Source organism: Myxococcus sp. AB025B (assembly GCF_006518215.1).
Taxonomy (GTDB): Bacteria; Myxococcota; Myxococcia; order Myxococcales; family Myxococcaceae; genus Myxococcus; species Myxococcus fulvus.
Genome location: NZ_SRLW01000048.1, coordinates 18,035 through 42,914, shown reverse-complemented (window position 1 = coordinate 42,914; position 24,880 = coordinate 18,035). Strand labels below are relative to the sequence as shown.

Sequence of the window (24,880 nt, the reverse complement as noted above, 5' to 3'; positions counted from 1 at the left end):
ACTTCGTTCATCCCCGCCTGGGGGCGGGGTTGAACGAAGTTGGCCGGCCCGCTCCCGCTGTGCTAGCTAGCGCCCAGCCACTCGACGCTCCGATGGCGGCGCGGCATCTCGTCGCGACCGTAGGGTGTCCTCGGGTGGCATTTCTTCGGCTGGCGCCTCCCGAGCATCGACCCCGTTGTTGCTGGAGGCCTACATGTCGACGTCCGAACTGCCCGTCCTCGAGTTCATCCTCGCGAACTACAAGAACTTCAACGCGCGGGCGACGCGCGACTCGCTCTTGTCCTACTGGGACCACGTCTCCACGGGGGGGCGGATGTTCTGGAGCGTCGCGGGCGCGATGTCGTCGGCGCAGCTGGGCATCACCCTGGCGCCGGCCATCCGCTCGGGCCTGATTCACGGCCTGTCCGTCACGGGCGCCAACCTGGAGGAGTCGCTGTTCCGGCTCGTCGCGCACGCCGCGTACAAGGACTTCCCGGAGTACCGCTACTTCACCAAGCAGGACGACACGAAGATCCTCGAGCAGCGGATGCGCCGGGTGACGGACACGAGCATCCCGGAGGACGAGGCGTTCCGCGCGGTGGAGAAGTTCATCGTCCCGATGTGGAAGACGGCGACGGAGAAGGGCCAGCGCCGCTTCTGGCACGAGTACTTCTACGAGGTCATCCAGATGCTGGACCCCTCGGCGTACGAGGGAGATCCGGAGGCCTGCTGGCTGCTTGAGGCGGCGCGGCGCAAGCTGCCCATCGTCGTCCCGGGCTACGAGGACTCGACGTTCGGCAACATCTTCGCGTCCTACGTGAAGTCGGGCGAGTGCAGCGCGAGCATCGTCAAGTCCGGCATCGAGTACATGGCGGACTTCTATGACCGCTACGAGGAGCTGTCCGCGGGCCAGGGCGTGGGCTTCTTCCAGATTGGCGGCGGCATCGCCGGGGACTTCCCCATCTGCGTCGTCCCGTCCATCAAGTACGACCTGCAGAAGCCCGTGAAGCCGTGGGCGTACTTCTGCCAGATCAGCGACTCGACGACGTCCTACGGCTCGTACTCGGGCGCCACGCCCAACGAGAAGATTACCTGGGACAAGCTGACGGAGACGACGCCGATGTTCGTCATCGAGTCGGACGCCACCATCGTCGTCCCGCTGATGCTCCGCGCGCTGCTCGAGTGCCAGGGCAACCCCAAGGCGGCGGGTGCCCTCATCGCGAAGCACCGCGGCTGAGACGCTCGCGGGGATGTGACGGCTTGCCGGGGCGGCCCGTATCACCGCCCCGCGCCGGATTCGCCGTGACGTGGCCGCCTCGTGGAATGCTCCCGCGAGGCCTGGTCGCTCCGGCGCCGAGGTGACGCTCCTCGAAGGTCGACGTGCTCGGGTGCCCGCGCCTTCCCGCGAGCCGTGCTGGCGCGCCTGGAGGCCCGATGAGGCCCGGCGTCGACCGGTGGGCACTGGCCCTGGCGGGCGAGCCCCGGGCGCGGGTGCGGGGCGCGGGTGAAACACAGGCGGGGTGCGTGATGCGGGGTGTGTCGGCGCCCGCATTGTCTGTGATTGTTGCCCTGGAGTACGTCTGTGTTTCGGGTTGACGTCAGGGACGGGCGTGGTGATGTATGAGCCGCCCGGTCGTGAATCGTGCCGTGCTCATCCAGGGAGACATCGGGTTTCCGACCGGGCGTGATTCATCACCTGCCCGAGTGGCTCGCTCCGCGCTGTCGTCAGGCGTGGACAGGAAGGGAAGCGTGCAATGAAGCCTCTGCTTGAACTCATTGGAGAGACCGCGCCGTACGCCAGGGCGTTCGACGTGACGGTCAAGGATGATGTCGTGCTCGGCTGGTTCAAGCCCGAGCAGCGGCGTCACTCCGAGACGACGTTGTTGAGCCTCTCCGAGATGCTGCGCTCCATGGCCCTCCACGGCGCCCTGATTGGCGCCGCGGCGAACCCGGTGAAGGCCCGTCACTACTACCTGGGCAGCCGCGCCGAACTCCGGGTGTTCCCGGTGGAGGCCACCGAATCGGAGGTCTTCCAGTGCGTGGGACGCCTGGAGGGCATCGACCGCTCGAACCTGTTCCCCCTCTATCGGGTCAGCGGGACCTGTCTGACAGACAGGGGCGAGCGCTACGCGGAGCTGGACGGAGCCCTGCTGGTCCTGACGGAGGAGGAGTTCGTGGGGCTCAAGGGCGCTGATGCGTCGGCGCGGCCCTCGTGGTCCCCCGGGCAGCCGAGCCCGTATGCGGACCCCATCCGGCCCATGACGCTGGAGTGGATGGAGCCCGGGAGGATGCTCCGGGCGTCACTGCCGGGGTTGCCTCGCGAGGACTTCGCGGGCCACTTCGACCTCCGTCCGCTCTGTCCCCTGACCCTGACCCTGGCGAATGCGTGCTCGCTGGTGGCGCACTTCCCCGGGCACGGGAGGTTCTGGGTCAGCCGCTGTGCCATCTCCTGCAAGGACGTGGTGGACCCTGGCCAGGCGCAGCGGCTCACGTGTGTCTCCGACGGGGCGGGGCGGTTCGTCATCACCGTGGAGAGCGACGCGGGCCAGCGGCTGGGCCGTTTCAAGCTCGAGGTCGTGTCCGCCTGAGACCCGCGACGTGATTCCCGACGTTCCACATGGAGGTGACGTGATGCTCAAGGATGAACTGGTGGGGACCTGGAAGCTCGTGTCCATGGAGTACGTGCAGCCGGAGGGCCGGCGCAGCCACCCCTTCGGAATCCACCTGCTGGGCTGCCTGATGTACGACGCGCACGGGAACATGTCCGTCCAGCTCATGCGCGGAGACAGGGCCTTCTTCGAGTCCCCGGACCCGCTGGCCAGCAAGCCCCAGGAGGCGAAGGCGGCGATGGACGGGGCCGCCTTCTACTTCGGCACCTACTGCGTCGACGAGGACGCGCGCGTCGTGTCCCACGCCATCGAGGGGAGCCTCTTCCCGAACTGGCTGGGGGTGGTGCAACGGCGGCATGTCCTCGTGGAGGGCGAGAAGCTCTCGCTCCGGACCGACCCCATGCCCTTCGCGGGGGGCAGCGGGGTGATGGTGCTGACCTGGCGCAGGCTGAGCGGCCGGGCGGGCACGCCGAGCCACTGAGGCCCGCTCCGACGCTCGAACCTGGAGCACGTCCACCGCCCCGGGATGGACTACGCTGGGCGGCCTTCGTCGGAAAGGTCGGTGCGTGTCCCATGGGTGGTGGTCGTGTGCTCTCGCCAGTGCTCCTCGTCGGTGCCGGATTGGGGGAGGCCACGTGCGGCATCCTCTACCTGGCGAGCTACCTGCGACGCGGCGGCATCGAGGCCTTCGTGCGGCTGTACGACGGCGATGAGACGGAGGCCGAGGTCATCCGCTCGTTCGAGGCCCTGGTGCGACGCGTGCGCCCCAAGCTGGTGGGCATCAGCCTCAAGTGGTTCCACCACGTGGACCGCGCGCTGCTCATCGCGCGGACGCTGCGGAAGATCGACCCGTCCATCCGCGTCGTCGTGGGCGGCAACTCCGCCTCCTTCTGGTGGCGGGAGCTGCACGCGTTCGACTGCATCGACCACGTGGTGCTGGGGGACGGTGAGCGGCCGCTGCTGGCCCTGTGCCAGGGGGAGGACTCGCCGCCCAACTGCGTGAGGCGGGACCCGGACGGCCGGGCGCGCCGGCTGCCGCTCGAGTACGTGCAGGGCGCCACCAACACCGAGGACGTCTTCTACTCGCACTTCGACGAGATGTTCCTGAGTCAGCTCGACCTGAGCTCCTTCTCCGGCTGGGTGGCGCCGGGCAAGGGCTGCGGCGAGAACTGCCTGTACTGCGGCGGCGCGCGCGGGAACCAGAAGGCCGCCTTCGGTCGGGCGAAGCCCTTCCTGCGCTCCGAGGAGAGCGTGCGGAGGGACCATCAGGAGATCGCCGGCAAGACGTGGCAGATGCGCTACGACTTCGCGGGGAGCTCGGCGGAGTTCCTGGGCAGCACCTGGGCGGGCGTGGACCTGTCGCGCCACTGCTGCACGTACTTCCTGTGGGGCGTGCCGCGCCTGGAGCTCGTCGAGGCGCTGTCGAACACCTTCGAGCGCGTCTACATGGTGGTGGACATCGGCTGCTTCTCCGAGAAGCAGCGCCTGGAGCAGATGGGTCGCGGGCTGCTCAAGCCGTGCGCGAAGGACCGGGAGCTGCTCGAGCTCATCGAGGGGTGCCGCCGCTACAAGAACCTGGGCGTCGAAATCTCCGGCATCGGCGGGCTGCCGTTCGCCAGCGAGGCCACGCTCGTCGAGGAGCTCGCGCTGGTCCAACGCATCATCGACCAGGACTGCGTGGTGGGCTACCAGCGGCTGGAGTCACAGCCCGGCGCGCTCGTCACCGAGCACCCCGCGCGGTTCGACATGGTGAGCGAGGCGCGCACGTTCAACGAGTTCCTCGACTTCTTCGAGCGCCGCGAGCCGGGGGACGTGTCCGTCCCGATGATTCGCTTCCGCGACGCGAAGCTGGAGGCGGCGGTGCAGCGCACCTCCGAGCAGGTGGATGCGCTGGCGTGGAAGCACCGGGACGCCCAACGCAACCTCGACGTCAACGGGCGCACGCGGCTGGTCAACACCGCGTCCACACCCCGGCGCTTCTCGCTGGGGGACTGGCTGGGCAGCCACCGGGCTCCGGTGAAGGTCGCGCGGGAGGAGGTGACCGTCCTGCGCTCCGTCGACGGCATCACCTTGAGCTGCGCGCCCACCGTCAACCCGCGCAGGTTCTCCGACCCCACGCTGGTCCAGGGGGACGACGGGGCCATCCTGCTGGCGGCCCTCGCCGCGTTCGAGCGCCCCACCACGGTGTCCAGCGCGGTGTCCCATCTGGGCAGCAAGGCCCGGCTGGACCCCCACTCCGCGCGGGAGGTCATCGACCACCTGGTGGAGGGGCGCTTCCTCCAGCCGGGCTGAGCCTCACAGCTCGGTGGAGCTCTCCGCCTCGTCCGCGCTCCTCGCCGCGTTGCCCGGGGTGACGGGCGAGAGCAGGAGCCGGCCGAGCACCAGCGCGAGCACCGCCGCGCAGGCGCTCGCGGCCAGCACGCCCAGCTTCGCGCCCGCGAGCAGGCCTGGGTCCGTGAAGGCGAGCTGCGCGATGAACAGCGCCATGGTGAAGCCCACGCCGGCGACCAGGCCGAGCACCACGAGGTGGCGCACGGTGAGTCCCGCCGGCAGCGTGCCGATGCGCAGCCGCAGCGTCGCGCCGATGGCGAGCAGCACCCCCACGGGCTTGCCGACGACGAGGCCCACGGCCACGGCCGTCGCCACGCTCCAGGCGGAGGCGCCGAGCGTCCCGCCCGAGAGCTGGACGCCCGCGTTGGCGAGCGCGAACACCGGCATGATGCCGTAGGCCACCCAGGGGTGGAGGGACTCGATGAGGCTCTCGGCGGGGGACAGGGCCTCGCGCCGCGCGACGTCCACGTGCCGGAGCACCCGCGAGAGGTCCTCGGGCGAGTGCGCGTCCGTGGCCTGTTGCCCGAGCGTCTCGAGCTTCTGGCGCACGTCGACGAGGAGCCCCTGGGGGCCGAGCCACGCGCGCACGGGCGTCATGAGTCCCACGATGACGCCGGCGATGGTCGGGTGGATGCCCGCGGCGTAGATGCCCGCCCACGCGACGAGCGCGGGGACGACGTAGGCCCACTTCGAGCGCACGCCCACCCGCTGCATCGCGAGCACGCCGACGAAGCCGAGCGCGGCCGTCTGCAGCCCGACGAGCGAGACACCCGAGGAGTAGAAGAGCGCGATGACGACGATGGCGCCCAGGTCGTCGATGACGGCCAGGGCCAGCAGCAGCACGCGCAGGGCGGGCGGCACGCGCTGGCCGAGCAGCGTCAGGATGCCGAGCGCGAAGGCGATGTCGGTCGCCATCGGGACGCCCCAGCCGCTCTTCGTCTCGGGAGCCCCCGCGAAGGCGAGGTAGAGCAGCGCCGGCGCGAGCATCCCGCCGAGCGCCGCCGCGATGGGGAGCGCCGCCCGACGCCACTCCGACAGCTCGCCGTGGTGGACCTCGCGGCGGATCTCCATGCCGACGACGAAGAAGAAGATGACCATCAACCCGTCGTTGACGACCCACTCCAGCGAGCGCTCGAAGCTGAACGCGCCGAGCCGGAAGCCGACGGGCGTGTGCCAGAGGCGCGTGTAGCTCTCCGCCCACGGGGAGTTGGCCCAGGCGAGCGCGACGGCCGCGGCCACCAGCAGGAGGATTCCGCTCGCGGCCTGGATGTGCAGGAAGCGCTCGAGGGGGCGGCTCGCCAGGCGCACGATGCGCAGCAGGGGCTCCCAGGCCTCCGGCGGAGATGTGGGACGGGAAGGAACGGGGGGCGACATGGCGCATCCTCGCCGGCGGTTCAACCGGCTCGGATGGCGGCCCGACCATCCACTGTCCTGCAGCGGTGTGCTGCACCCTTGCGTTGTGTGAGGCCCGGGCACCTTCTCACAGGCGGCTTCGTGGGTCGACGAATACCGGCGCGTGGGGGGCTCACGTGTTGCCTCGCAAGGGGATGCCCGAGGCGCGGAAGAAGACGGCCGTCAGGGCCGCTGGGAGCGCGGCGAGCAGGGGGGAGAGCAGGCCGTCGGGCCCGCCATTCATCCTGGCGGGTATCTCCAGGGTGACGAGCAGCACGCCCGCGGCGGCGAGCAGCAGCAGCGCCCGGAGGTCCGATGGGCGCGCTTCTGGGGCGATGACCAGCTTGAGGGCCCGCCAGGCTGTCAGGCCCCCGGTGAGTGCGGCCACGAACTGGTAGAAGGGAGGGATGGGGGAGCCGTGGAAGGCGAGGCTCATCATGGTGTGTCCGACCAGGCTCACGACCACGGTGCCCAGGCCCCCCAGTGTGGTGAGCGCGGCCGAGATGACGAGGACCCATCGCGGCGGTGCGAGGGTGGGGGTGCGCCCGAAGGTGAGGTCCTCGGGTGTCAGGCGCCGTGCCTCGGGGCCATCGAGCTTGAGCAGCGCCTTCACCGCGAGCGTCCGGCAGGAGCGTCCCTTCCGGTCGCGCACGGTCGTCAGGGTGCCGGAGCTCAGCAGTTCCCACAGGACAGCGCCCAGCTCGGGCGGCCCGCCTCGCTGGGCCACGTCGCGCAGGCGGGCGCTCAGGGTCTCCACGTCGAGCGTGGTCTCGCCCTGCTGGGCGAGCACGGCCTGCTCGGCGAGGCCGCGCAGCGTCGCCACTTCCATCGCGGTGAGGTCGGACTGCGAGGGCTCGAGCACGGCGCGCAGTCTATGCCAGACGTGTGTGTTTGAGGCACGGGCCCGCGTGTGAGTGTTCAACGAGGGGCCGAGGACCTCGCGAGCGCTGGTGTGCGTGGCTTCCGCGAGGACGCGCCGTGGGCGTTGGCGCGAGGCGCCTGGGCCCGTGAGGGGCTTCGGCGTGAGTGAGGCTCCTGCGAGGCCTCATCGTGGGCGCGGAGTCGGCGCGAGGAGCCGGGCCGCATGTGCGACTCTCGCGTGCACAGCTTCAGCCGACCTCCAACGCGGCATCTCAGGAACCAGGCGCGAGCAGGGTGATGTGCAACCTGCGCAGGTGCGCCTGCTCGCTGATGACGTTGAACGCGGCGACGCGGTCTCCCGCGATGTCGACTTCGAGGACCAGCCGCAGCCGTCCCCGTGGAGCGACGACGATGCCGGGCTTGCCATCGATGAGCGCGACCCGGGCGAAGCGCGCCCGACCCGTGTTGGTGAGGGTCTCCTCGGCCACGCGGCGGGCACCGCGCACCTCGGTCGGTGTCGCGGGCCGTAGCGCTCCCGCATCCGCGCGACGGACGACGTCGGGTGCCAGCACCGCGAGGAGCGCGTCCAGGTCACCGGCGCGCGAGGCGGCGAGGAACGCCTCGATGACCTGACGGTGATGGTCGAGCTCCGCTGGGGAGCCCAGGGCCCTGCCTCGCACGCGGTGCCGGGCACGGCTCGCCAGCTTCTTCGCGGCGACGGGCGAGCGCTCCACGATGGTGGCGATGTCCTCGAAGGGCAGGCCGAACAGGTCATGCAGCACGAAGGCGATGCGCTCGGCGGGGCCCAGCGTCTCGAGCACCACCAGGAGCGCGAGCCCCACGGACTCGGCTCGCACCGCCTCGTCCTCCAGGCTCGGCGTCTCGCCCTGGGCGAAGGACTCCTCGAGCAGCTCCGTGTCCGCTGGCGTCTCGCCTCGGTGCTGGCGCGCGCGCAGCATCTCCAGACAGACGCGACTGAGGACCGTGGTCCACCATCCATCGGGATTGGCGATCGCGCGCGTGTCGACCCGGCTGGCGCGCAGCCAGCACTCCTGCACGGCATCATCCGCCTCCTCCGCGGTGCCGAGCATGCGGAAGGCCACCGCGCGCAGACGACTCCGGGCGCGCTCGAAGGTCGCGGAAAATTCAGCGGAAATTCCCACCGGTCACCTTTCGAGGTCGTGGTTCATCAACACGGTGGAAGCGATGAACGGCACGAACGCGACGAGGAGCTGAATATGCCGACGCTGATGGTCCGATACAAGGTGAAGGAGGAAGGTGTCTCCGAGGTGCTGGCCGCGGTCCAGGCGGCCTTCGCGGCCCTGGAGGCGAAGCGGCTTCCGGGGCTGCGGTACGCGTACTTCCATCATCCCGAGGGCCGCGAGTTCTTCGCGCTGCTGGAACTGGAAGAGGGCGCCGAGAACCCCCTGTTCGGCGTCCCGGAGGCCCGCGCCCTGCAGGCCACCGTGGCGAAACATGCGCTCGGAGACGCCCCGACGCCCCAGCCCTGGGTGAAGCTCGGCTCCCACGGCTTCGCGCGCTGATGCCGAGGCGCGCTCAGCGTTCCTGATAGAGGGGTTCCATGTTGTTGCCATCGGGGTCCAACACGAAGGCCGCGTAGTCGCCCGCGGGATGGCCCTGGGCGGAGTCGCGCAGCCCCGGCGGGCCGTTGTCGATGCCGCCCGCTCGCACGGCCGCCGCGTGGAAGGCGTCCACCTCCGCGCGACTGCGCGCCGCGAAGGCGGTGTGCTGTCGCACGCCGTGCGGGTGGAAGCGGTCGATCCAGAAGATGGGATACGTGATGCCGTAGCCCACGCCGACGGTCTGTCCGTCCTCCGCGAGCTGTTCGACCCGCCGCAGGCCGAGAGTTCGACATCCGCGACGCCGATTCCCGTGGGGTCAATCACGCTGTGTCCCTCCAGGGTTCGAGCGGGCGGGAGGCTCGCCACGAACGGAAGCTTCCTGAAGCCCTGTCCCCACACGAGCCCAGGTTTCTCGAGCATGCGAGGGGCCTCCGGCGAGGACGCGCATGGACGCGACGTCGCGCGCGTTCGGAGGCATGATGGACGAGCGCCGTCGACCTCGCGGAGGACGCACGCGCGCCAGGAGCCACGGGCTGTGGCTGGGGGAGCGCGGGAATGTCGGAGTCGGTCGAGTTGAGGTGCCTCCGGTGTGGTGCGCCGGATGCGGGGAACGTGGCGCGATGTGTGTGCGGCGCCAGCCTCCGGGTCGATGTGGTGTTGCGGGACGCGGTGGTGGACGAACGGACGCGCTTCGCGCTGGCCCGGGCCATCTCGCAACTGGGCCCGCCTGCTCCCTCGTTCTCCGAGGCGCGAAGCCTGCTCGCCAGGGCGGGCGCGCCCCTGGCCCACGGTGTCTTCCGCGCCTTCGCGGAGAAGCTCCTGACGGTGCTTCGCGCCCAGGGCGCCCGCGCGGAGCTGCGCCCCTTCGTGGAGGTGGCGGTCCTCTCCGAGGAGCCCGCGAGGGGCGGTCGCCGAGCGCTCCTCGGCGTGCTGCTCCTGGTCGCAGTCGCGGTGGGCGTGTGGGTGGCTCGCTCTCCACGCTTCGCGCAGGCGCGCTCGGAGGTCCTGTCCCTCGCCTCGGGTGAAGCGCCTCCGGGCGACAAGGCCCCTGGACCCGTGGCCCTCTCCACCGCGGAGATCTCCCGCCGCGCGGGGCCGAGCACCCTGACCTTGCGGTGTGGGAGCAAGACGGGCTCCGGCTTCTTCGTGGAGCCGGAGCTGGTGCTGACCAACGAGCACGTGGTGTGCCCGCCGGGCAAGATGATGACGGCGGTGCTCGCGGATGGGCGCGAGCTGCTCGGCGAGACGGTGGCCAGCGACGTGGACCTGGACCTCGCCACCGTCCGGGTCGTGGGCGCGAAGGCCACGCCGCTGCCGCTGGGCGACGTCACGCGCCTGGAGCCAGGAGACCCGCTCGTCTTCATCGGCAGCCCCCAGGGGCTGGACTTCACCGTGCACGAGGGGAAGGTGGGCTACGTGGGCCGCCATTACCTGGGGACGGGCTACGTGCAGTTCAACGCCTCGGTGAACCCGGGCAACAGCGGTGGGCCGCTGCTGAACGGACAGGGCGAGGTGGTGGGCGTCGTCTCGATGAAGATCGAGAACTCGGATGGCCTGGGGCTGGCGCTGCCCATCGCCTACGCGAGCAAGCTCGTCCCGGTGCCCACCACGCCCGAGTCCACGGAGCGCTGGAAGCAGTTGCTCGAGCGGGTCGCTCGCGACGAGGCGCGCGAGGCGCAGCGCTTCCAGCTGGACACCGAGCAGCAGGTGCTCCTCTCCGTGCAGCGGGTCGACGGGCTGGGGCTCGTGGTGCTGGTGCTCGAGCGGTTCGACTCGCCGCCCACGTCGCTCAAGCGCCGCATGGAGCTGGAGGCGGAGGGGAAGACGTGCACGTTGGACCTGGAGTTCGAGGACTGGCGGCCGCTGAGCCAGTCCCTGGCGGCGCAGGAGGACTCGCGGCGGTTGCGCTGGTTCCTCTCGAAGGGGCTCACCCGGGGCATCCACGTCGGAGGCGCGCGGCTGCCCGTGGAGACGTGCGCGCTGCCCGCGACGGGCACGGCGTCGCTGAAGGCGGGGCAGGGCAGCGGTGAGAACCTGGAGCGCATCGAGGTGTCGCTCAAGGACGTGCGGGACGCCCGCGACACGTGGAACCGCAACCCCACGGGCATCCAGCGCTGGGAGCGCGAGCGCTTCAAGCAGCGGCTGGTGGGGACGCAGTCGCGCGAGGAGGAGGAGCGGTGGCGCACGTCCTTCGGCAAGGCCCGGGCGCGCGTCGCCCGCTTCGAGGAGGAGCGCACGCGCCTGCGGCGGGACGAGGCCTCGGGCAAGCCCGTGGCCCGGCGCCAGCAGGAGGTGGAGGCGGAGCTGAAGCTGGCGAGCCAGCAGCTCTCCGAGCTGGAGCGCTACGCCACCGAGAAGAACGTGCCCGCGGAATGGCGGCGGTAGCGCGCCGCTCCGCGCGGGGGGCCGCGGAAACCTGACACAGGGCTGTCGGCGCCGAGGACCATGAATACGGTGACTCCGACACATCGACGTGTCGGCCATTCCAGGAGGTGGAGCGTGGAGAGTCCCGTGGAGGTGGTGGAGGCGTACTTCGAGGCCTGGACGACGAAGGACGAGGCGAAGCTGCGTGGGACGCTCGCCTCCGAGGTGCGCTTCGTCGGCGCGCTCGGCACGGCGGAGGGCGCCGAGGCCTGTGTGAAGGGGCTCGTCAACGGCATGTGGAAGGTGTCCCCCCGCATGCGCGTGCTGCACCGCTTCGTGGACGGCCCGGAGGTGCTGACCTGGTTCGAGATTCATCCGTACGACGGAGCGCCCACGCCCGTGGCCAACTGGTGCCACGTGGAGGAGGGACGCATCACCCACATCCGCGTCACGTTTGATCCACGCTCGATTCTCGAGAAGCGTTGACCCGGAGGTCCCGCAGGAAGGGATTTCCTCGGGAATCCCCGGTGGCTGTCTTCCGGGGCCCCGGGGGGCCATGGTTTGCGGGAACCCATCCGTGGGATAAGGGCCGTGATTCCCACAGACCATGGCCACGACCTCTTCCGCCTCCGGTGTCCTGCGCGGTTATGTATTGCCCGCGCTCCTGTTGTTCGCCCTTCCCGTGTTCGGGCTCTGGTTCACGGGCTACGCCAGCAACTGGTTCGACGAGCGCATCCGCTCCGCCATCTCGCAGCAGGTGATGCAGGACCGGGAGCTCGACGAGGTCCAGCGCAAGGAGGTGTTGGAGGCGTACAGCACCTTCTCCGCGGTGGAGGCGTGCATGAGCACGGACGAGGAGCGGGCGGGGTTTCGCGCGAGCTTCGGTGACGGTTGCGCGGACGCGATGCAGTTCGGCTGGGCGTACCGCGGGGCGTTGGGGCTGGTGTTGTTGGGGCTCGCCTCCGCGTTGATTGCGCTGATGTGCGGGCTGGCGGCGTTCATCTCCCGGCCCATCCAGTACCTGAGCTTCGTGGTGGGCTGGAACCTGCTGCGCATCGCGACCGCGCTCCAGGTCATCGGCCAGGGGGCGCTGGCGGTGTGGCTGTCGTACTGGGTGACGGCGGTGCTGACGCAGCGCTACTCGGTGAAGCTCATCCTGGCGGTGGGGCTGATGGCGGCGGGTGCGGCGTTCCTGGTGGTGGTGGCCATCTTCAAGCGTCCGCCGATGGACTTCGAGGTGGAGGCGGAGGTCGTCGAGGAGTCGAAGGCGCCGGAGCTCTGGGCGCACGTGCGCAAGCTGTGTCAGCGGCTGCAGACGCCGCCGCCGGACCACCTGCTGGCGGGCATCGACGCGAACTTCTTCGTCACCGAGGGCGACATCCGCGTGGGAGAGCGGACGCTGCGTGGGCGCACGCTGTTCGTGAGCCTGTCGCTGCTGCGGCAGCTGGAGCGGCGCGAGGCGGAGGCGGTGCTGGCGCACGAGATGGGGCACCTGCTGGGCGGAGACACGGGCCACGGCAAGCGGCTGGCGCCGATGCTGGCGCGGTTCGGCCAGTACCTGGAGGCGCTCCACGAGGGTGGGCTGACCAAGCCGGTCTACTACTTCATGCTGTCCTATCGGGGGCTGTTCGAGCTGTCGTTGGGGCGCAGCCGGCGCGCCAGTGAGTTCGCGGCGGACCGGCTCGCGGCGAGCGTCACCTCGGGGCGGGACGTGGCGCACTCGCTGGTGAAGGTGGTCGCGTACGCCAACTTCCGGGACCGCGTGGAGGCGGCGCTGTTCAACCGTGACGAGCAGCACCAGAGTGTGGCCATCGCGCAGCGGGTGGCGCATGGCTTCGCGGAGTACGCGCAGTCGGAGGCGCTGCAGGGCGATTTGAATGGCTCGGTGACGCCGCACCCGTTCGACTCGCATCCGCCGCTGTCGGCGCGGCTGGAGAACGTGGGCGTGAAGCTGTCGCCGGAGGACATGGGGCAGATGCTGGTGGAGCCGGTGACGTCCTCGTGGGCGGAGGCGTTCGAGGACGCGGACGGCATCGAGGCGCGGCTGTGGCGGGCGTACGAGTCGCGCTTCTCGAAGGCGCATGACGTGGCGCTGGCGTACCGGTACGCGCCGTCCAACGACGAGGAGCGGGAGCACGTGGAGCGGTACTTCCCGCCGATGACGTTCGAGGCGAAGGAGGAGGGCCACGAGGTCCGGCTGACGTTCGCGGAGGTGTACTGCGAGGAGTGGGCGGCGCCGGTGCACCTGAACGAGGTGACGACGGCGACCACCGAGGACCGCATGTTCAAGAAGTACCTGGACCTGCTCCTAAACGGGACGGGGGCCACGCAGGGCAAGGTGTCCATCTGCTTGAACAAGCTGAAGGACTCGGAGGCCCTGCTCGCCGCGTTCGGTCACTACCTGGGCCGCCACCGCGCCAGCAAGGACCACCAACAGAGCGCCGAGCGCGACGCGGCGTGAGGTCCCAGGGCGCCCGCCGTCGCGGCGCCAGGGTGTCAGTTCCGGAGAGGGATTTTCGTCCCATCGCGGCCTCGATGTCCGCGGGCCGCGATGCGGGGGCTCGAAGCTCGTGAACCTGGCGGCTCCGCCACCTTCGCAGCGCGGCGACTTCAGCGCGGAGGACGGGCGAGTTGCTGGCGCAGGTGCCCCTCCTCCATCAGCCCCCAGCGCTCGACCAACCTCCCCTCGGGGGAGAAGCGCAGCAGGTCCAGCAGCGTGTAGCTCACCGGCAGCCCTGTCGCGGCGAAGCCCATGAAAGGCCCCCGGTGGGTGGCCCGGGCGGTGATTCGACAGGCGACCTTGTCCCCCTCGGCGACCAGGTCCTCGAGCTCGAAGCGGATGTCCGGGAACGCGGCCCGCAGGCCGGCGAAGCCCTGCTTGATGCCCTCGCGCCCCGGCGCCATGTCCGGGTCCGGATGGTGGTCGACGGCGTCCTGCTGGATGACGTCATCGACGACGTCGAAGTCGCCGGAGTGGATGGCCTCTTCGAGTCGGCGATAGAGCCTGCGCGCGGCGTCCTTGGCGGTGAGGTTCATGGGCTGAAGATGGGCACCTATCCGCCGCGCGTCTTGAACGATTCGGACATCGGCCGCGTGGCATGCTCCGTCCGATGACCCCTCCATTCCGCATCGACTGTGGCCCCTGTGTCCTGCGTCCCTGGCGGCGCGGGGACGAGGCCTCCCTGGTCCATCACGCCAACGACCGCGAGGTGTGGCGCAACCTGCGCGACCGGTTTCCCCACCCCTACACCGCCCAGGACGCGGCGCGCTGGGTGGGCTACGCGGGCGCGGTGTCCCCGCCTCGTGACTTCGCCATCGAGGTGGCCGGAGAGGCCGTGGGCTCCATGGGGATGATTCCCGGCACCGACATCCAGCGCCATTCCGCGGAGGTGGGGTACTGGCTCGGCCGCTCGCTGTGGGGCCGGGGAATCGTCAGCGCGGGGCTCGACGCCTTCTGCGCCTGGACCTTCGCGAACACGGACCTCCTTCGCCTCTTCGCGCTGCCCTTCGCCGACAACGCGGCGTCCTGCCGGGTGCTGGAGAAGGCGGGCTTCCAGCGCGAGGGCGTGCTGCGGCGCGGCGCCGTCAAGGACGGCGTCGTGCACGACCAGGCGCTCTACGCGCGCCTGCGCCCCTCAGGGCCTTGAGCCACCGTGCGCGCCGGGGGGAATGGCATACGTCCCCACCGCGTGGGCCACGGGCTCCGGGAGGCCCTCCGAGTACAGCGACACCTCGCCCACCGCGAGGCTCCGCCCCACCTTGAGCAACGTGCACACGCCGATGATGCGGCGGTCCGCGGACGGCTTGCGCATGAAGTTGAAGCTCAGGCTCGTCGTCACCGCGAGCGGGACGAGGCCAATCTCGCCCAGCAGGGCCACGTAGAGCGCCACGTCCGCGGTGGCCATCAGCACCGGGCCCGACACCGTGCCGCCGGGCCGCAGCTCTCCGGGGCCCACCTCGTGCGCGACGGTGGCGCTCCGGTGGCCCACTTCCAGGATTCGCACGCGCGTCTGGGGGAATTCGGCGGTGATGAAGTCCGACAGCTCACGCAGGGTCGCCATGTCGCGAGTGTGAGCGAAACCCGCGCGCGGAAGTAGCGGTGCTGACGTGGACGCACGGCGCGTGCCGCACGGGGCCTTATGCTTGCCCCATGTTCGACGAATTCCTGAGCCGCTGGTCCCTGACACCGGATGGCGCGCCCATCATCACCCCGGGTGCGCGGCTGCTCCCGGTACGCCGACAGGACGCGCCCGCGATGCTCAAGCTCGCGCTGGACGCAGAGGAGCAGCAGGGCGCCCGGGTGATGACGTGGTGGGCGGGAGACGGCGCCGCGCGCGTGCTCGCGGCGGAGGACCACGCCCTGCTGCTGGAGCGCGCGGAGGGCACCCGCTCTCTCACCGAGATGGCGCGGGGAGGTCAGGATGACGAGGCGTGCCGCATCCTCTGCGCCGTCGCGGACAGGCTGCACGCGCCGCGCCCGGCGCCGCCGCCCGAGGACCTGATTTCGCTGCCGCGCTGGTTCGAGCCCCTGGCGCTCGCCGCCGCCACGCACGGGGGCGTGTTCACCCGCTCGGCCCAGGCCGCGCGCGAGGTGCTCGCGACACCGGCGCCCGCCGTCGTGCTGCACGGGGACCTGCACCACGACAACGTCCTGGACTTCGGCGCGCGAGGGTGGCTGGCCATCGACCCGAAGCGGCTGGTGGGCGCGCCGGGCTTCGACTTCGCCAACATCTTCACCAACCCGGACATGGCCAACCCCGAGCTGCCCCTGGCGGTGCGCCCGGAGGTCTTCCAGCGCCGCGTCCAGGTGGTGTCCGAGGCCTCGGGGATGGAGCGCGGGCTCCTGCTGCGCTGGGTGCTCGCGTGGACGGGGCTGTCCGCGGCCTGGCTGGTGGAGGAGGGAGCGGACGCGACCGTGGACCTGCGCGTCGCGGCGCTGGCGGCGGCCGCGCTGGGGCGTTGACGGCGTGGTATGTCATTGCGCCATGAACCTCTCACGGTGGTTGTTGGCGGGTATGGGCATGGCGGTCCTGGCGTCCGGCTGCGGCGGGCGTCGCAGCCACCCCAAGGTGGACTTCGCCCAGATGGGGCCGTCCCTGAACGCGAAGCGCTACGCGAACCTGGAGAAGCTCGCGGCGAAGGACCTGAAGTGCGCCGAGGAGCTCACGCCCACCTACCTCGGGGAGAACCAGTACCAGATGTCCGGCTGCAACGCGGAGGGCGTCTACGAGCTGCGCTGCCGCGTCGGGCAGTGCGGCTGGGTTCCCGACGTGCGGGCCCGCGCGGAGTTCGACCTGGGCTGTCCCCGCTCGCAGCTCAGCGCCACGAGAATCGACGACGTCACCGCGGGCGTCACGGGCTGTGGCAAGCGCGCCACCTACAGGGCCCTGGGAAGGACATACGGCGTCAACTGGGTGTTGAACTCGGCGGTGACCGAGGACTCGAGCCCCGCCGCGGACACCGCGGGCGCCGCCGCGCCGCTCTGATTCACAGCGTCGCCCAGGACCGCTCGGCCCTGGCGACGACGTTGCCCTCGTCGAACTGCGCGGTGAAGTACCCCAGCCAGCGCGCCCGCTCGGACGCGTCGCCGCCTTCGCCGAGGAGCAGGTCGCTCAGCTCCAGCAGGTCGACGACGATTCGCTCGTGGCGACAGGCACACAGCCGCCGCCGGTCCACCGGGACGTCCCCGTAGCCGGCCATGAACGCGGCCACCTCCTCGTCGCGGGTGCCAATCCCTCCCACACCCGCGCCGATGAACATGAGGTCCACCTCCCGGGGCCCTCGCGTCGCGGAGTCCCAGTCGACGACGGTGAGCGCGTCATCGCCCACGAGCAGGTTGCCCGCGTGCAGGTCCGCGTGGCACGGCACGGCCTGCTCCGCGGAGCCGCGGACACTCCCCGCGAGCACGGCCGCGCGCTGGAGCACCGTCGTGATGCGGCCCGCGTGTCGGGTCCACGCGTCGACCAGGGGCGCCGTGGTGGCCGTGGTGAGCGCACCGCGGAGCATCGCCTCGTGCCGGGCCCGCGCGGCCTCGAGCGGCGGGGCGTCCGGCTCCGGGAGCGCCGCGAGCAGCTCCGGCGGCAGGCGCGCCTCGTGGACGCGCCGCAGGGCCTGGCCCAGGCGCTCCCAGTGCTTGGTGGTGGGCGGCCGCTCGAAGCCGCTCGGCGCGTCGATGAAGGGGTAGAGCGTCCAGGCCACGTCCTCGGCGCGCGGCGCGAGCTCCCCGCTCAGCGAGGACATGGGGGCGGAGACCTCCCGCACGCCTTCCCGATGGTGCAGATGCCACGCCAGTCGGAGCCGCGCGTCCGACCACCTCCGCCGCAGCTTGAGGAGCCAGGGCGCGCCCCGCCGGGTGGTGACCTTCAGCACCCGCGCGTCCGAATCCAGGCCCGCCGTGAGCGGCTCGAGCGCCGAGATTTCCAGGCCGTGGTGCTCGTGGAGCACCCGGGCGCAGCGTTCCTCGTCGGGCCAGGCGGTCATCGGACGAGTGTCGCAAAGCCCCGCGAGCGGCCGTGCCCTCATCGCAACCAGTGTTCATCAGCACGCCCGTGGACAGGGGAGGGGACGGCCCGCGCGCGGACTTTTCCAGCCCGCCTGGGCACCCGCCGGCAGCCGGCTCCCGCGGGACGCCCTCTTCAGGATACTGAAGCAGTTGCTTGACTGTCCCGGCCGGCGGGCTTGATGGTAAAGTAAATGCTTCAGCATTCGTCCCTGGACCAGGTCTTCCACGCGCTGGCGGACCCGACACGGCGCGCGATGGTCGAGCGCCTCACGTCGGGGCCGGTGTCGGTCAGCGAGCTGGCGGCGCCGTTCGCCATGTCGTTGTCGGCCGTCGGCCAGCACATCCAGTTGTTGGAGTCGAGCGGGCTGGTGCGTACCGCCAAGGTGGGCCGGGTCCGCTCCGTGGAGCTGGTGCCCTCGGCGCTGGCCTCCGCGGAGGACTGGTTCAAGAGCCACCGCTCCCGCTGGGAGCAGCGCCTGGACGCCCTGGGAGCACTGCTGGAGGAGCCCGAAGAGAACGCAGCCCCCACCCCACCCCGGAGGAAGAGATGAACACGCCCGTCGTCCACAAGCGCTTCCCCCCTCGAGCGCGGCCTCGCTCGGCCTGAGTCATGACTCCAGGTCAGGAACAGACGTGGCCTTTCGCGGCGCCTTGTTGCCTGCCCGCCAAATACTGCTCATGCGCAATCACATCCAATCGGAGGTCGAGAGTCAGTTGTAGCTTGCGAGGCTACAGCGCTGGAGCTGCTCCAGAATGGCTCGGTTCGAGCCCTCCGGGATGGCTCGCCGGACCCACCTGGAGCGTCCCGTCCACGGGGGCTTGTCAGAGGGGCGTTGCATGGTGTCGCCCTCGAGGGGGGCGAGCGGGTGCTCGCGGGAAATCTCAGGGGGTCCTGAGGAAGAAAAGGGCCCTCGTGCGTTCAGGGTGGCGCGGAATTCATGCGTGAATTTCTCGCAACGAGGACTCCCTGATTCCTTCGGAAGATTCGCCCAATCCGCTGTCACTGGAAGATCTGAAAGCATGATTTGAATCCGAATAGGACATGCTACTGTGTGTTTGGGGAACACGCGCTTCATCAGGGGCTGAAGTCGATGGATACAGGGGGCCAGGAGTTGCAAGGCATTGCCTTGATTGGCATGGCAGGGCGCTTTCCGGGGGCAGAGAGCGCTCTTCAACTGTGGGAGAATCTCATCGGTGGAGTCGACTCCATCTCGCGGTTTCGCGATGAGGAGTTGTTGGCCGCGGGCGTGCCGGCGGAGGTGTTGCGCAATCCGGCCTACGTGCGCGCCAAGGGCGTCATCGCGGACGCGGACTGCTTCGACGCGGGCTTCTTCGACTTCAGCCCGAGGGAGGCGCAGCTGCTGGACCCGCAGCAGCGGGTGTTCCTGGAGAGCGCCTGGGCCGCGTTCGAGGACGCGGGCTATGACCCGACCCGTCTGACGGGGATGCCGGTGGGCGTCTTCGGTGGGGTGGGGCTCAACAGCTACCTCTATACGCACCTGGCGCGTCCTGGCGTGCCGGTGCCTCTCGAGGAGTTCTTCGCGGCCTTCATCTCCAACGACAAGGACTTCCTGTCCACGCGGGTCTCCTACAAGTTGAACCTGCGGGGTCCGAGCCTCACGGTGCAGACGGCGTGCTCCACGTCGCTGGTGGCCGTGCACCTGGCGTGTCAGAGCCTGTTGAGCTTCGAGTCGGACATGGCGCTCGCGGGCGGGGCGGCCGTCACGCTGCCCTTGCGCACCGGCTACCTGCACAACCCGAACTTCATCCTGTCCAAGGACGGCGCCACGCGGACGTTCGACGCGCGGGCGGGCGGCACCGTCTTCAGCCACGGCGTGGGCTGTGTGGTGCTCAAGCGGCTGGAGGACGCCGTGCGGGACGGCGACGCCATCTACGCGGTCATCAAGGGCAGCGCCGTCAACAACGATGGCGCCTCGAAGGTGGGCTACACCGCGCCGAGCGTGGACTCGCAGGCGGAGGTGATTCGCACCGCGTACACGCTGGCGGACGTGGACCCCGCGAGCGTGGCGTACGTGGAGGCGCACGGCACCGCCACGCCCATGGGGGACCCCATCGAGGTCGCCGCGCTGACGCGGGCCTTCGCCCCGGAGGGGCCCCGAGAGACGCCGTTCCTGTTGGGCTCGGTGAAGTCGAACCTGGGCCACACCGACGCGGCGGCGGGGGTCGCCGGGTTGATGAAGGTGGCGCTCTCGCTGCGCCACGGCGCCATCCCTCCGTCGCTGCACTTCGAGAAGCCCAACCCGCACCTGGACCTGGAGTCGGGCAACTTCCGCGTCGTCACCCAGCCCACGCCCTGGCCCGAGCTGGGCGCGCCCCGGCGCGCCGGCGTGAGCGCGTTCGGCATTGGCGGCACCAACGCCCACGTGGTGCTGGAGGAGGCTCCGGCGCAGGAGTCCCTGCCGGCGAGCCAGGGCGAGCAGTTGCTGGTGTTGTCCGCGCGGACGCCCGAGGCGCTGGAGCGCGCCCGGCTGCGGCTGGCCGGGCACCTGCGTCGGGAGCCCTCGGTGGACCTGGGGGACGTGGCCTTCACGCTGGCGATGGGACGCAAGCTCCTGCCGTACCGCGCCTCGCTGGTCGCGGCGGACGTGGCCCAGGCGGCCGGGGCGCTGGAGGCGAGGCCGCCGGTGGAGCCGGTGGCGGCCCGACAGACGCCGGTGGCGTTCCTGTTCCCGGGGCAGGGCTCGCAGTACGCGTCCATGGGGCGCGGGCTGTACGAGACGGAGCCCGAGTACCGCGACACGGTGGACCGCTGCGCGGCGCTGCTCCGGCCGCACCTGGGGCTGGATCTGCGCGAGGTGCTCCACGCGGAGGCCAGCGACGCGGCGACGGAGCGGCTGGCGCGCACGGAGCTGACGCAGCCCTCGCTCTTCGTCGTCGAGTACGCGCTGGCGCGGCTGCTCATGTCCCGGGGCGTGGAGCCCTCGGCGATGCTCGGCCACAGCGTGGGGGAGTGGGTGGCCGCGTGCCTCGCGGGCGTCTTCCCGCTGGAGGACGGGCTGCGGCTCATCGCGCTGCGCGGCAAGCTGATGCAGGCGCTGCCGCCGGGGAAGATGCTCTCGGTGCCGCTGCCTCGCGAGGAGGTGCGGAGCCTGCTGAACGAGCGGCTGTCGCTGGCCGCGGTGAACGGCCCGGCCTCCTGCGTGGTGGCGGGTCATCCCGAGGCGGTGGACGCGCTGGCGGCGACGCTGTCGGGCCGGGGCGTCCAGGCGCGCGCGCTGCGCACCTCGCACGCGTTCCACTCGTACATGGTGGATGACGCGCTGGGGGCGTTCCGCCGGGTGGTGGAGCAGGTGACGCTGTCCGCGCCGCGCATCCCGTTCGTCTCCAACCTCACCGGGCGCTTCATCACCCCCGCGGAGGCCACGTCGCCCGACTACTGGGTGCGCCACATGCGCGAGGCGGTGGAGTTCGCCCGGGGCGTGGGCACGCTCTTGCGCGAGGAGCGCGTGTTGCTGGAGGTGGGGCCGGGCAACGGGCTCGGCGCGCTGGCGCGGATGCTCCCCGAGAAGGGCGCCACGGCCACCATCCTGTCGACGATGCGCCACCCGAAGGCCGCGGCCCATGACGGCCGGGTGCTGCTGGAGACGCTGGGGCGGCTGTGGGAGGCCGGTGGCGCGCTGGACCTCGCGGCCCTGTGGCGCGAGGCGCCTCGTCGCCGCGTCCACCTGCCGACCTATCCCTTCGAGCGTCAGCGCCACTGGGTGGAGGCTCCCACCGAGGCGCCCGTCGCCGCCGCGCGCGATGCGCACGAGGGCCTGTTCCACGTCACCACGTGGGCCCCGCTGCCGCGTCCGTCGCCGCGCGCTCGCGTCGAGGGGGAGCGGTGGCTCTGGTTCCTGGACGACTCGGAGCTGGCGCGGGAGGCGCTCGCGAAGCTGGGCGTCGCGGCGGCCCTCGTCACGCGCGTGGAGTCGGGGGACGTGTTCGAGCGGCGGGAGGATGGGCTCTATCGCCTGCGCCCCGGCAGCCGCGAGGACCACCAGCGCTTGGTGGAGGCGCTGGCGAAGGAAGGCCGGCTCCCGGACCGCGTGGTGCATGCCTGGAGCGTGACGGGGCCCTCGGAGGCCTCCCTCACGCCCTCGACGCTGGGGCACGCACAGGAGCGGGGGCTCTACAGCCTGTTGTGGCTGGCGCAGGCGCTCGGTGAGCGCGGCGGTGGACGGCCCGTGGCGTTGGTGGCCGTGGCCGACGGGGTCCACGCGGTGGTGGAGGGTGAGCGCGAGCGGCCGGAGAAGGCGACGCTGCTGGGCGCGTGCCGGGGCATCTCGCTGGAGGTGCCGGGGCTGACGTGCCGGCTGGTGGATGTGCCCGCGACACCCTCGGAGGGCCTGGCGCGGGCGTTGGTGGACGAGCTCTCCGCCGAGGAGACGGCGGGCGTGGTGGCCCTGCGTGGTGCGCAGCGCTGGGGGCCGCGCGTCTCGCCCGTGGCGTTGCCGGCGACGGAGGTCTCCGGAGCGGAGTCGCCGCTCCCCGGGCGCACGTGGCTCATCACCGGTGGGCTCGGCGGCATGGGGCTCGTCTTCGCCGAGCACCTGGCGCGCACGCGGCAGGCCCGGTTGGTGCTGCTGGGGCGCTCGGTGCCCCGGCGGGACTCAGGGGAGCTCCACGGTGAGGACCGTGAGCGGCTGGAGAAGCTCGAGGCCCTGGAGCGGCTGGGGGCCGAGGTGCTGCCCCTGGCGGTGGACGTGGGCGACGAGGCCCAGCTCGCCTCGGCGCTGGCGAGGGCGCGGGAGTGCTTCGGTCGCATCGAGGGCGTCCTCCACGCGGCGGGCGTGCCGGGGGGCGGCGCGCTCCAGCTCCAGACGCGTGAGCAGGTGGAGGCCGTGCTCCGGCCGAAGGTGCTCGGGGCGCTGCACCTGGGGCGGCTGTTGGCGGCGGACCCTCCGGACACCTTCGTCCTGTGCTCCTCGGTGACGAGCCTGCGCGGCGAGCCGGGACAGGTGGCCTACGCGGCCGCGAACGCCTTCCTGGATGGCTACGCCCACCTGCTGCGCTCGACGGGGCTGCGCGCCGTGTCCGTCGGCTGGGACACGTGGGGCGAGGCGGGCATGGCCGTGGCGGCGCTGCGCGGCGCGGGCGCCCGTTCGACGCGGGGCCTGCTGCCGGGGCACCCGCTGCTGGGCATGCGCCGCGTGGAGGGCGAGGACCTCGTCTACACGCAGGTGATGGCGCCCGAGCTGCAGTGGGTGCTCGATGAGCACCGGGTGCTCGGTCAGCCATTGATGCCCGGCACGGGCTACCTGGAGATGGTCGTCTCCGCGCTGACGGCGGAGCGGCCGGGCATGGCGGTGGAGCTGAGCGACGTCGTCTTCGTGACGCCGCTCACGGTGATGCCGGGAGAGCGCCGCGAGGTGCGGCTGGTGCTGAGTCCTTCGGGCGAGCGCCTTCGCTTCCGCGTCCAGAGCCGTCCCGCCTCTTCGCGCGAGGACGTGTGGCAGGAGCACGTGCTGGGCACCGCGCGCTGGACGGAGGGCGCCGCTCGGGCCCACCCGCTGGCGCAGGCGGAGTCTCGGTGCACCGATGCCCTGGAGTCCGCGCAGTCGCTGATGGGGGACGCCGACGAGCACCACATCTTCTTCGGCCCGCGCTGGACGACGGTGGACTCGCGGCTGTTCTTCGGCGGGCGGGAGCTGCTGGCGACCTTCTCGCTGTCGGAGGCGTACCGGGAGGAGCTGGGCGTCTACCGGTTCCACCCCGCGCTGCTCGACGTGGTGACGGGGTACTCGCGGCTCCTGGAGCTGCGCGAGAAGGGCACGGCGGGCGCGGCGGCCCAGGGGCTCTTCCTGCCGCTGACCTACCGCCGGCTGACCGTGCACGGGCCCGTCCCCGCGCGCGTGCGGGTGCACACGCGGTGGCGGCATGACACCGAGGACGCGGCGTCGCTGCGCGTGTTCGACATCACCCTGATGGACGAGCAGGGCGGGGTGGTGGTGGACGTGGAGGGCTTCACCCTCAAGCGGCTCGACGACATGCACCAGACGTTCTCCGCGCCGACGGCGGAGGGGACTCCGGGGGGCGCCGCGCCCGGGCGCCTCACGCTGCCCGGCGCGCTGAGCAACCAGGAGGGCGTGGAGGCCCTCACGCGCATCCTCGCGGGCTTCGAGGGCGCGCACGTCTACGTGTCCCGCGCGCCCCTCCAGGCCCGCGCCGCCCAGCGCCCCGAGAGCACCGCCTCCCGGAAGCAGGGCGCGAAGGCGCCGCGTCCCGCGCAGCGCACGGCCTACGTGGCGCCGCGCGACGAGGTGGAGACGCAGGTGTGCGAGGCGCTGGCGGAGCTGTTGGGCGTGGAGGCCGTGGGCATCCACGACAACTTCTACGACCTGGGCCTCAACTCGCTCCTGATGGTGCAGCTGAGCGCGCGGCTGCGGGAGCGGCTCGACGTGCAGCTGTCGCTCAACGCGCTGTTGGAGCACTCCTCCGCGGCGCAGATTGGCGCGCAGGTGTCCGCCACCCGGCCCTCGTCGACCTGCGCTCCGGCGGCGCCGAGCGAGCCCTCGCTGCCCGCTGGCGTGGTGCGCTTGCAGCGGGGCGTGCCCGGACGCACGCCGCTGTTCTGCATCCACCCCGCGGGCGGCTCGGTGTTCGGCTTCCTGCCCCTGGTGCGTCACCTGGACAAGGAGCAGCCGGTGTACGGCATCCAGGCGCGCGGCGTGGAGGGCGAGGTGCCGCCCGACACCCGCATCGAGGACATGGCGCTGCACTACCTGGAGCTGGTGCGCGGCCTCCAGCCCGAGGGCCCCTACCTGTTCTGCGGCTCCTCCATGGGCGGCACCGTGGCCTTCGACATGGCCCGCAGGCTGACGGCGCTGGGCCAGCGCGTGGACCTCCTGGCGATGCTCGACACGCCCTCGGATGATGGGGGCACGGTGCGCCACTCGGAGCCGGTGACGGACGACTTCGTCCTCGACTACGTGAAGAAGCTCTCGCCGGAGATGTCCGACGCCTTCGTCCGGATGAACCAGGAGAACGGCGGCAGCTTCCTGCGCCTGTGGCGCGCGCACAACGAGGCCCTGCTGCGCTACGCGGCCCAGCCGGTCGACACCCGCATCCTCTACTTCCGGGCCAGTGTCCGGGACCACCTCATCCCCCACCATCCGGAGTACGGCTGGATTGGGAAGGCCCGAGGCGGCATCGAAATCCACGAGGTGGAAGGCAATCACCTCACCATGAGTCTGGAGCCTCACGTCGCGAGACTCGCCTCGCTGCTTCGCGAGCGCCTCGCGTCCTGAGCGTCCACA

The 24,880-nt window shown here is 71.2% G+C and carries 20 protein-coding genes; 13 read left to right on the top strand and 7 right to left on the bottom strand.

The genetic code is table 11. The annotated features are described in order from the left end of the window. Positions 1 to 193 precede the first annotated feature (193 nt). The 4 genes from FL311_RS10660 to FL311_RS10650 all read left to right on the top strand — a co-directional run bounded on the left by FL311_RS10660 (position 194) and on the right by FL311_RS10650 (position 4,880). A complete protein-coding gene (locus FL311_RS10660) occupies positions 194 to 1,216 on the top strand; it encodes a deoxyhypusine synthase family protein (protein ID WP_046711849.1) in 1,023 nt (340 codons plus the stop codon). Between the two features lie 517 nt (positions 1,217 to 1,733). Next, a complete protein-coding gene (locus FL311_RS44020; RefSeq protein WP_194869154.1) occupies positions 1,734 to 2,567 on the top strand; it encodes a hypothetical protein in 834 nt (277 codons plus the stop codon). A gap of 43 nt (positions 2,568 to 2,610) precedes the next feature. Next, positions 2,611 to 3,069 carry a lipocalin-like domain-containing protein gene (locus tag FL311_RS44015; protein ID WP_194869153.1) on the top strand — a complete coding sequence of 153 codons (459 nt, stop codon included), beginning with the start codon at positions 2,611 to 2,613 and terminating at the stop codon, positions 3,067 to 3,069. Between the two features lie 92 nt (positions 3,070 to 3,161). Beyond that, entirely contained in the window at positions 3,162 to 4,880 is a 1,719-nt protein-coding gene (locus FL311_RS10650; RefSeq protein WP_141324855.1) for a radical SAM protein, read from the top strand. A gap of 3 nt (positions 4,881 to 4,883) precedes the next feature. On the opposite strand, the gene nhaA is transcribed toward FL311_RS10650, so the two are convergent. From nhaA to FL311_RS10635, 3 genes are all read right to left on the bottom strand, one after another. Continuing rightward, positions 4,884 to 6,293, bottom strand: a complete 1,410-nt coding sequence (gene nhaA / locus FL311_RS10645) for a Na+/H+ antiporter NhaA (protein ID WP_141324853.1) — start codon at positions 6,291 to 6,293, stop codon at positions 4,884 to 4,886. 151 nt (positions 6,294 to 6,444) lie between these two features. Then, on the bottom strand, positions 6,445 to 7,173 hold the full coding sequence (locus FL311_RS10640) for a hypothetical protein (protein WP_141324852.1): 729 nt from the start codon (positions 7,171 to 7,173) through the stop codon (positions 6,445 to 6,447). 271 nt (positions 7,174 to 7,444) lie between these two features. Next, positions 7,445 to 8,335 carry a sigma-70 family RNA polymerase sigma factor gene (locus FL311_RS10635; RefSeq protein WP_141324850.1) on the bottom strand — a complete coding sequence of 297 codons (891 nt, stop codon included), beginning with the start codon at positions 8,333 to 8,335 and terminating at the stop codon, positions 7,445 to 7,447. A gap of 75 nt (positions 8,336 to 8,410) precedes the next feature. Between FL311_RS10635 and FL311_RS10630 the strand changes: the two genes are divergently transcribed. Further along, positions 8,411 to 8,716, top strand: coding sequence for a hypothetical protein (locus FL311_RS10630; RefSeq protein ID WP_141324848.1), 306 nt, complete (start codon positions 8,411 to 8,413; stop codon positions 8,714 to 8,716). Between the two features lie 13 nt (positions 8,717 to 8,729). Here the strand turns inward: FL311_RS10630 and FL311_RS10625 are convergent, their stop codons facing one another. Beyond that, entirely contained in the window at positions 8,730 to 8,987 is a 258-nt protein-coding gene (locus FL311_RS10625) for a hypothetical protein (RefSeq protein ID WP_228556803.1), read from the bottom strand. Between the two features lie 380 nt (positions 8,988 to 9,367). Between FL311_RS10625 and FL311_RS10620 the strand changes: the two genes are divergently transcribed. From FL311_RS10620 to FL311_RS10610, 3 genes are all read left to right on the top strand, one after another. Beyond that, positions 9,368 to 11,140 carry a S1C family serine protease gene (locus tag FL311_RS10620; protein ID WP_141324846.1) on the top strand — a complete coding sequence of 591 codons (1,773 nt, stop codon included), beginning with the start codon at positions 9,368 to 9,370 and terminating at the stop codon, positions 11,138 to 11,140. 114 nt (positions 11,141 to 11,254) lie between these two features. Next, positions 11,255 to 11,605, top strand: a complete 351-nt coding sequence (locus tag FL311_RS10615) for a nuclear transport factor 2 family protein (protein ID WP_194869152.1) — start codon at positions 11,255 to 11,257, stop codon at positions 11,603 to 11,605. Between the two features lie 121 nt (positions 11,606 to 11,726). Further along, entirely contained in the window at positions 11,727 to 13,580 is a 1,854-nt protein-coding gene (locus tag FL311_RS10610) for a M48 family metallopeptidase (RefSeq protein ID WP_141324842.1), read from the top strand. A 149-nt stretch (positions 13,581 to 13,729) separates the two neighbouring features. Here the strand turns inward: FL311_RS10610 and FL311_RS10605 are convergent, their stop codons facing one another. Next, positions 13,730 to 14,155 (bottom strand): ester cyclase, encoded by a 426-nt coding sequence (locus FL311_RS10605; protein WP_194869151.1) that lies wholly within the window; start codon positions 14,153 to 14,155, stop codon positions 13,730 to 13,732. A 74-nt stretch (positions 14,156 to 14,229) separates the two neighbouring features. Between FL311_RS10605 and FL311_RS10600 the strand changes: the two genes are divergently transcribed. Further along, positions 14,230 to 14,766: a GNAT family N-acetyltransferase gene (locus FL311_RS10600; protein WP_141324838.1), complete on the top strand. Its 537-nt coding sequence runs from the start codon at positions 14,230 to 14,232 to the stop codon at positions 14,764 to 14,766. On the opposite strand, the gene FL311_RS10595 is transcribed toward FL311_RS10600, so the two are convergent. After that, a complete protein-coding gene (locus tag FL311_RS10595) occupies positions 14,755 to 15,180 on the bottom strand; it encodes a PaaI family thioesterase (protein ID WP_141324836.1) in 426 nt (141 codons plus the stop codon). The genes FL311_RS10600 and FL311_RS10595 overlap by 12 nt on opposite strands. An 89-nt stretch (positions 15,181 to 15,269) precedes the next feature. Between FL311_RS10595 and FL311_RS10590 the strand changes: the two genes are divergently transcribed. Both FL311_RS10590 and FL311_RS10585 read left to right on the top strand, forming a co-directional pair. Next, positions 15,270 to 16,082: an aminoglycoside phosphotransferase family protein gene (locus FL311_RS10590; RefSeq protein ID WP_141324834.1), complete on the top strand. Its 813-nt coding sequence runs from the start codon at positions 15,270 to 15,272 to the stop codon at positions 16,080 to 16,082. A gap of 58 nt (positions 16,083 to 16,140) precedes the next feature. Next, on the top strand, positions 16,141 to 16,605 hold the full coding sequence (locus FL311_RS10585; RefSeq protein ID WP_141324832.1) for a hypothetical protein: 465 nt from the start codon (positions 16,141 to 16,143) through the stop codon (positions 16,603 to 16,605). Position 16,606: 1 nt separating this feature from the next. On the opposite strand, the gene FL311_RS10580 is transcribed toward FL311_RS10585, so the two are convergent. Then, complete coding sequence (locus FL311_RS10580) at positions 16,607 to 17,599, bottom strand: phosphotransferase enzyme family protein (protein ID WP_194869150.1); 993 nt, start codon at positions 17,597 to 17,599, stop codon at positions 16,607 to 16,609. A 213-nt stretch (positions 17,600 to 17,812) separates the two neighbouring features. On the opposite strand from FL311_RS10580, the gene FL311_RS10575 reads away from it, so the two are divergent. Then, positions 17,813 to 18,172, top strand: coding sequence for a helix-turn-helix transcriptional regulator (locus FL311_RS10575; protein WP_141324828.1), 360 nt, complete (start codon positions 17,813 to 17,815; stop codon positions 18,170 to 18,172). 576 nt (positions 18,173 to 18,748) lie between these two features. Then, positions 18,749 to 24,871 carry a type I polyketide synthase gene (locus tag FL311_RS10570; protein WP_194869149.1) on the top strand — a complete coding sequence of 2,041 codons (6,123 nt, stop codon included), beginning with the start codon at positions 18,749 to 18,751 and terminating at the stop codon, positions 24,869 to 24,871. The last annotated feature ends 9 nt before the right edge of the window (positions 24,872 to 24,880 follow it).

Coding starts and splice junctions, on each gene's coding strand:
- FL311_RS44020 (WP_194869154.1), top strand. CDS start 1,734: ATGAAGCCTCTGCTTGAACTCATTGGAGAGACCGCGCCGTACGCCAGG.
- FL311_RS10580 (WP_194869150.1), bottom strand. CDS start 17,599: ATGACCGCCTGGCCCGACGAGGAACGCTGCGCCCGGGTGCTCCACGAG.
- nhaA (WP_141324853.1), bottom strand. CDS start 6,293: ATGTCGCCCCCCGTTCCTTCCCGTCCCACATCTCCGCCGGAGGCCTGG.
- FL311_RS10650 (WP_141324855.1), top strand. CDS start 3,162: ATGGGTGGTGGTCGTGTGCTCTCGCCAGTGCTCCTCGTCGGTGCCGGA.
- FL311_RS10660 (WP_046711849.1), top strand. CDS start 194: ATGTCGACGTCCGAACTGCCCGTCCTCGAGTTCATCCTCGCGAACTAC.
- FL311_RS10605 (WP_194869151.1), bottom strand. CDS start 14,155: ATGAACCTCACCGCCAAGGACGCCGCGCGCAGGCTCTATCGCCGACTC.
- FL311_RS10630 (WP_141324848.1), top strand. CDS start 8,411: ATGCCGACGCTGATGGTCCGATACAAGGTGAAGGAGGAAGGTGTCTCC.
- FL311_RS44015 (WP_194869153.1), top strand. CDS start 2,611: ATGCTCAAGGATGAACTGGTGGGGACCTGGAAGCTCGTGTCCATGGAG.
- FL311_RS10585 (WP_141324832.1), top strand. CDS start 16,141: ATGGCGGTCCTGGCGTCCGGCTGCGGCGGGCGTCGCAGCCACCCCAAG.
- FL311_RS10610 (WP_141324842.1), top strand. CDS start 11,727: ATGGCCACGACCTCTTCCGCCTCCGGTGTCCTGCGCGGTTATGTATTG.
- FL311_RS10600 (WP_141324838.1), top strand. CDS start 14,230: ATGACCCCTCCATTCCGCATCGACTGTGGCCCCTGTGTCCTGCGTCCC.
- FL311_RS10595 (WP_141324836.1), bottom strand. CDS start 15,180: ATGGCGACCCTGCGTGAGCTGTCGGACTTCATCACCGCCGAATTCCCC.
- FL311_RS10575 (WP_141324828.1), top strand. CDS start 17,813: ATGCTTCAGCATTCGTCCCTGGACCAGGTCTTCCACGCGCTGGCGGAC.
- FL311_RS10590 (WP_141324834.1), top strand. CDS start 15,270: ATGTTCGACGAATTCCTGAGCCGCTGGTCCCTGACACCGGATGGCGCG.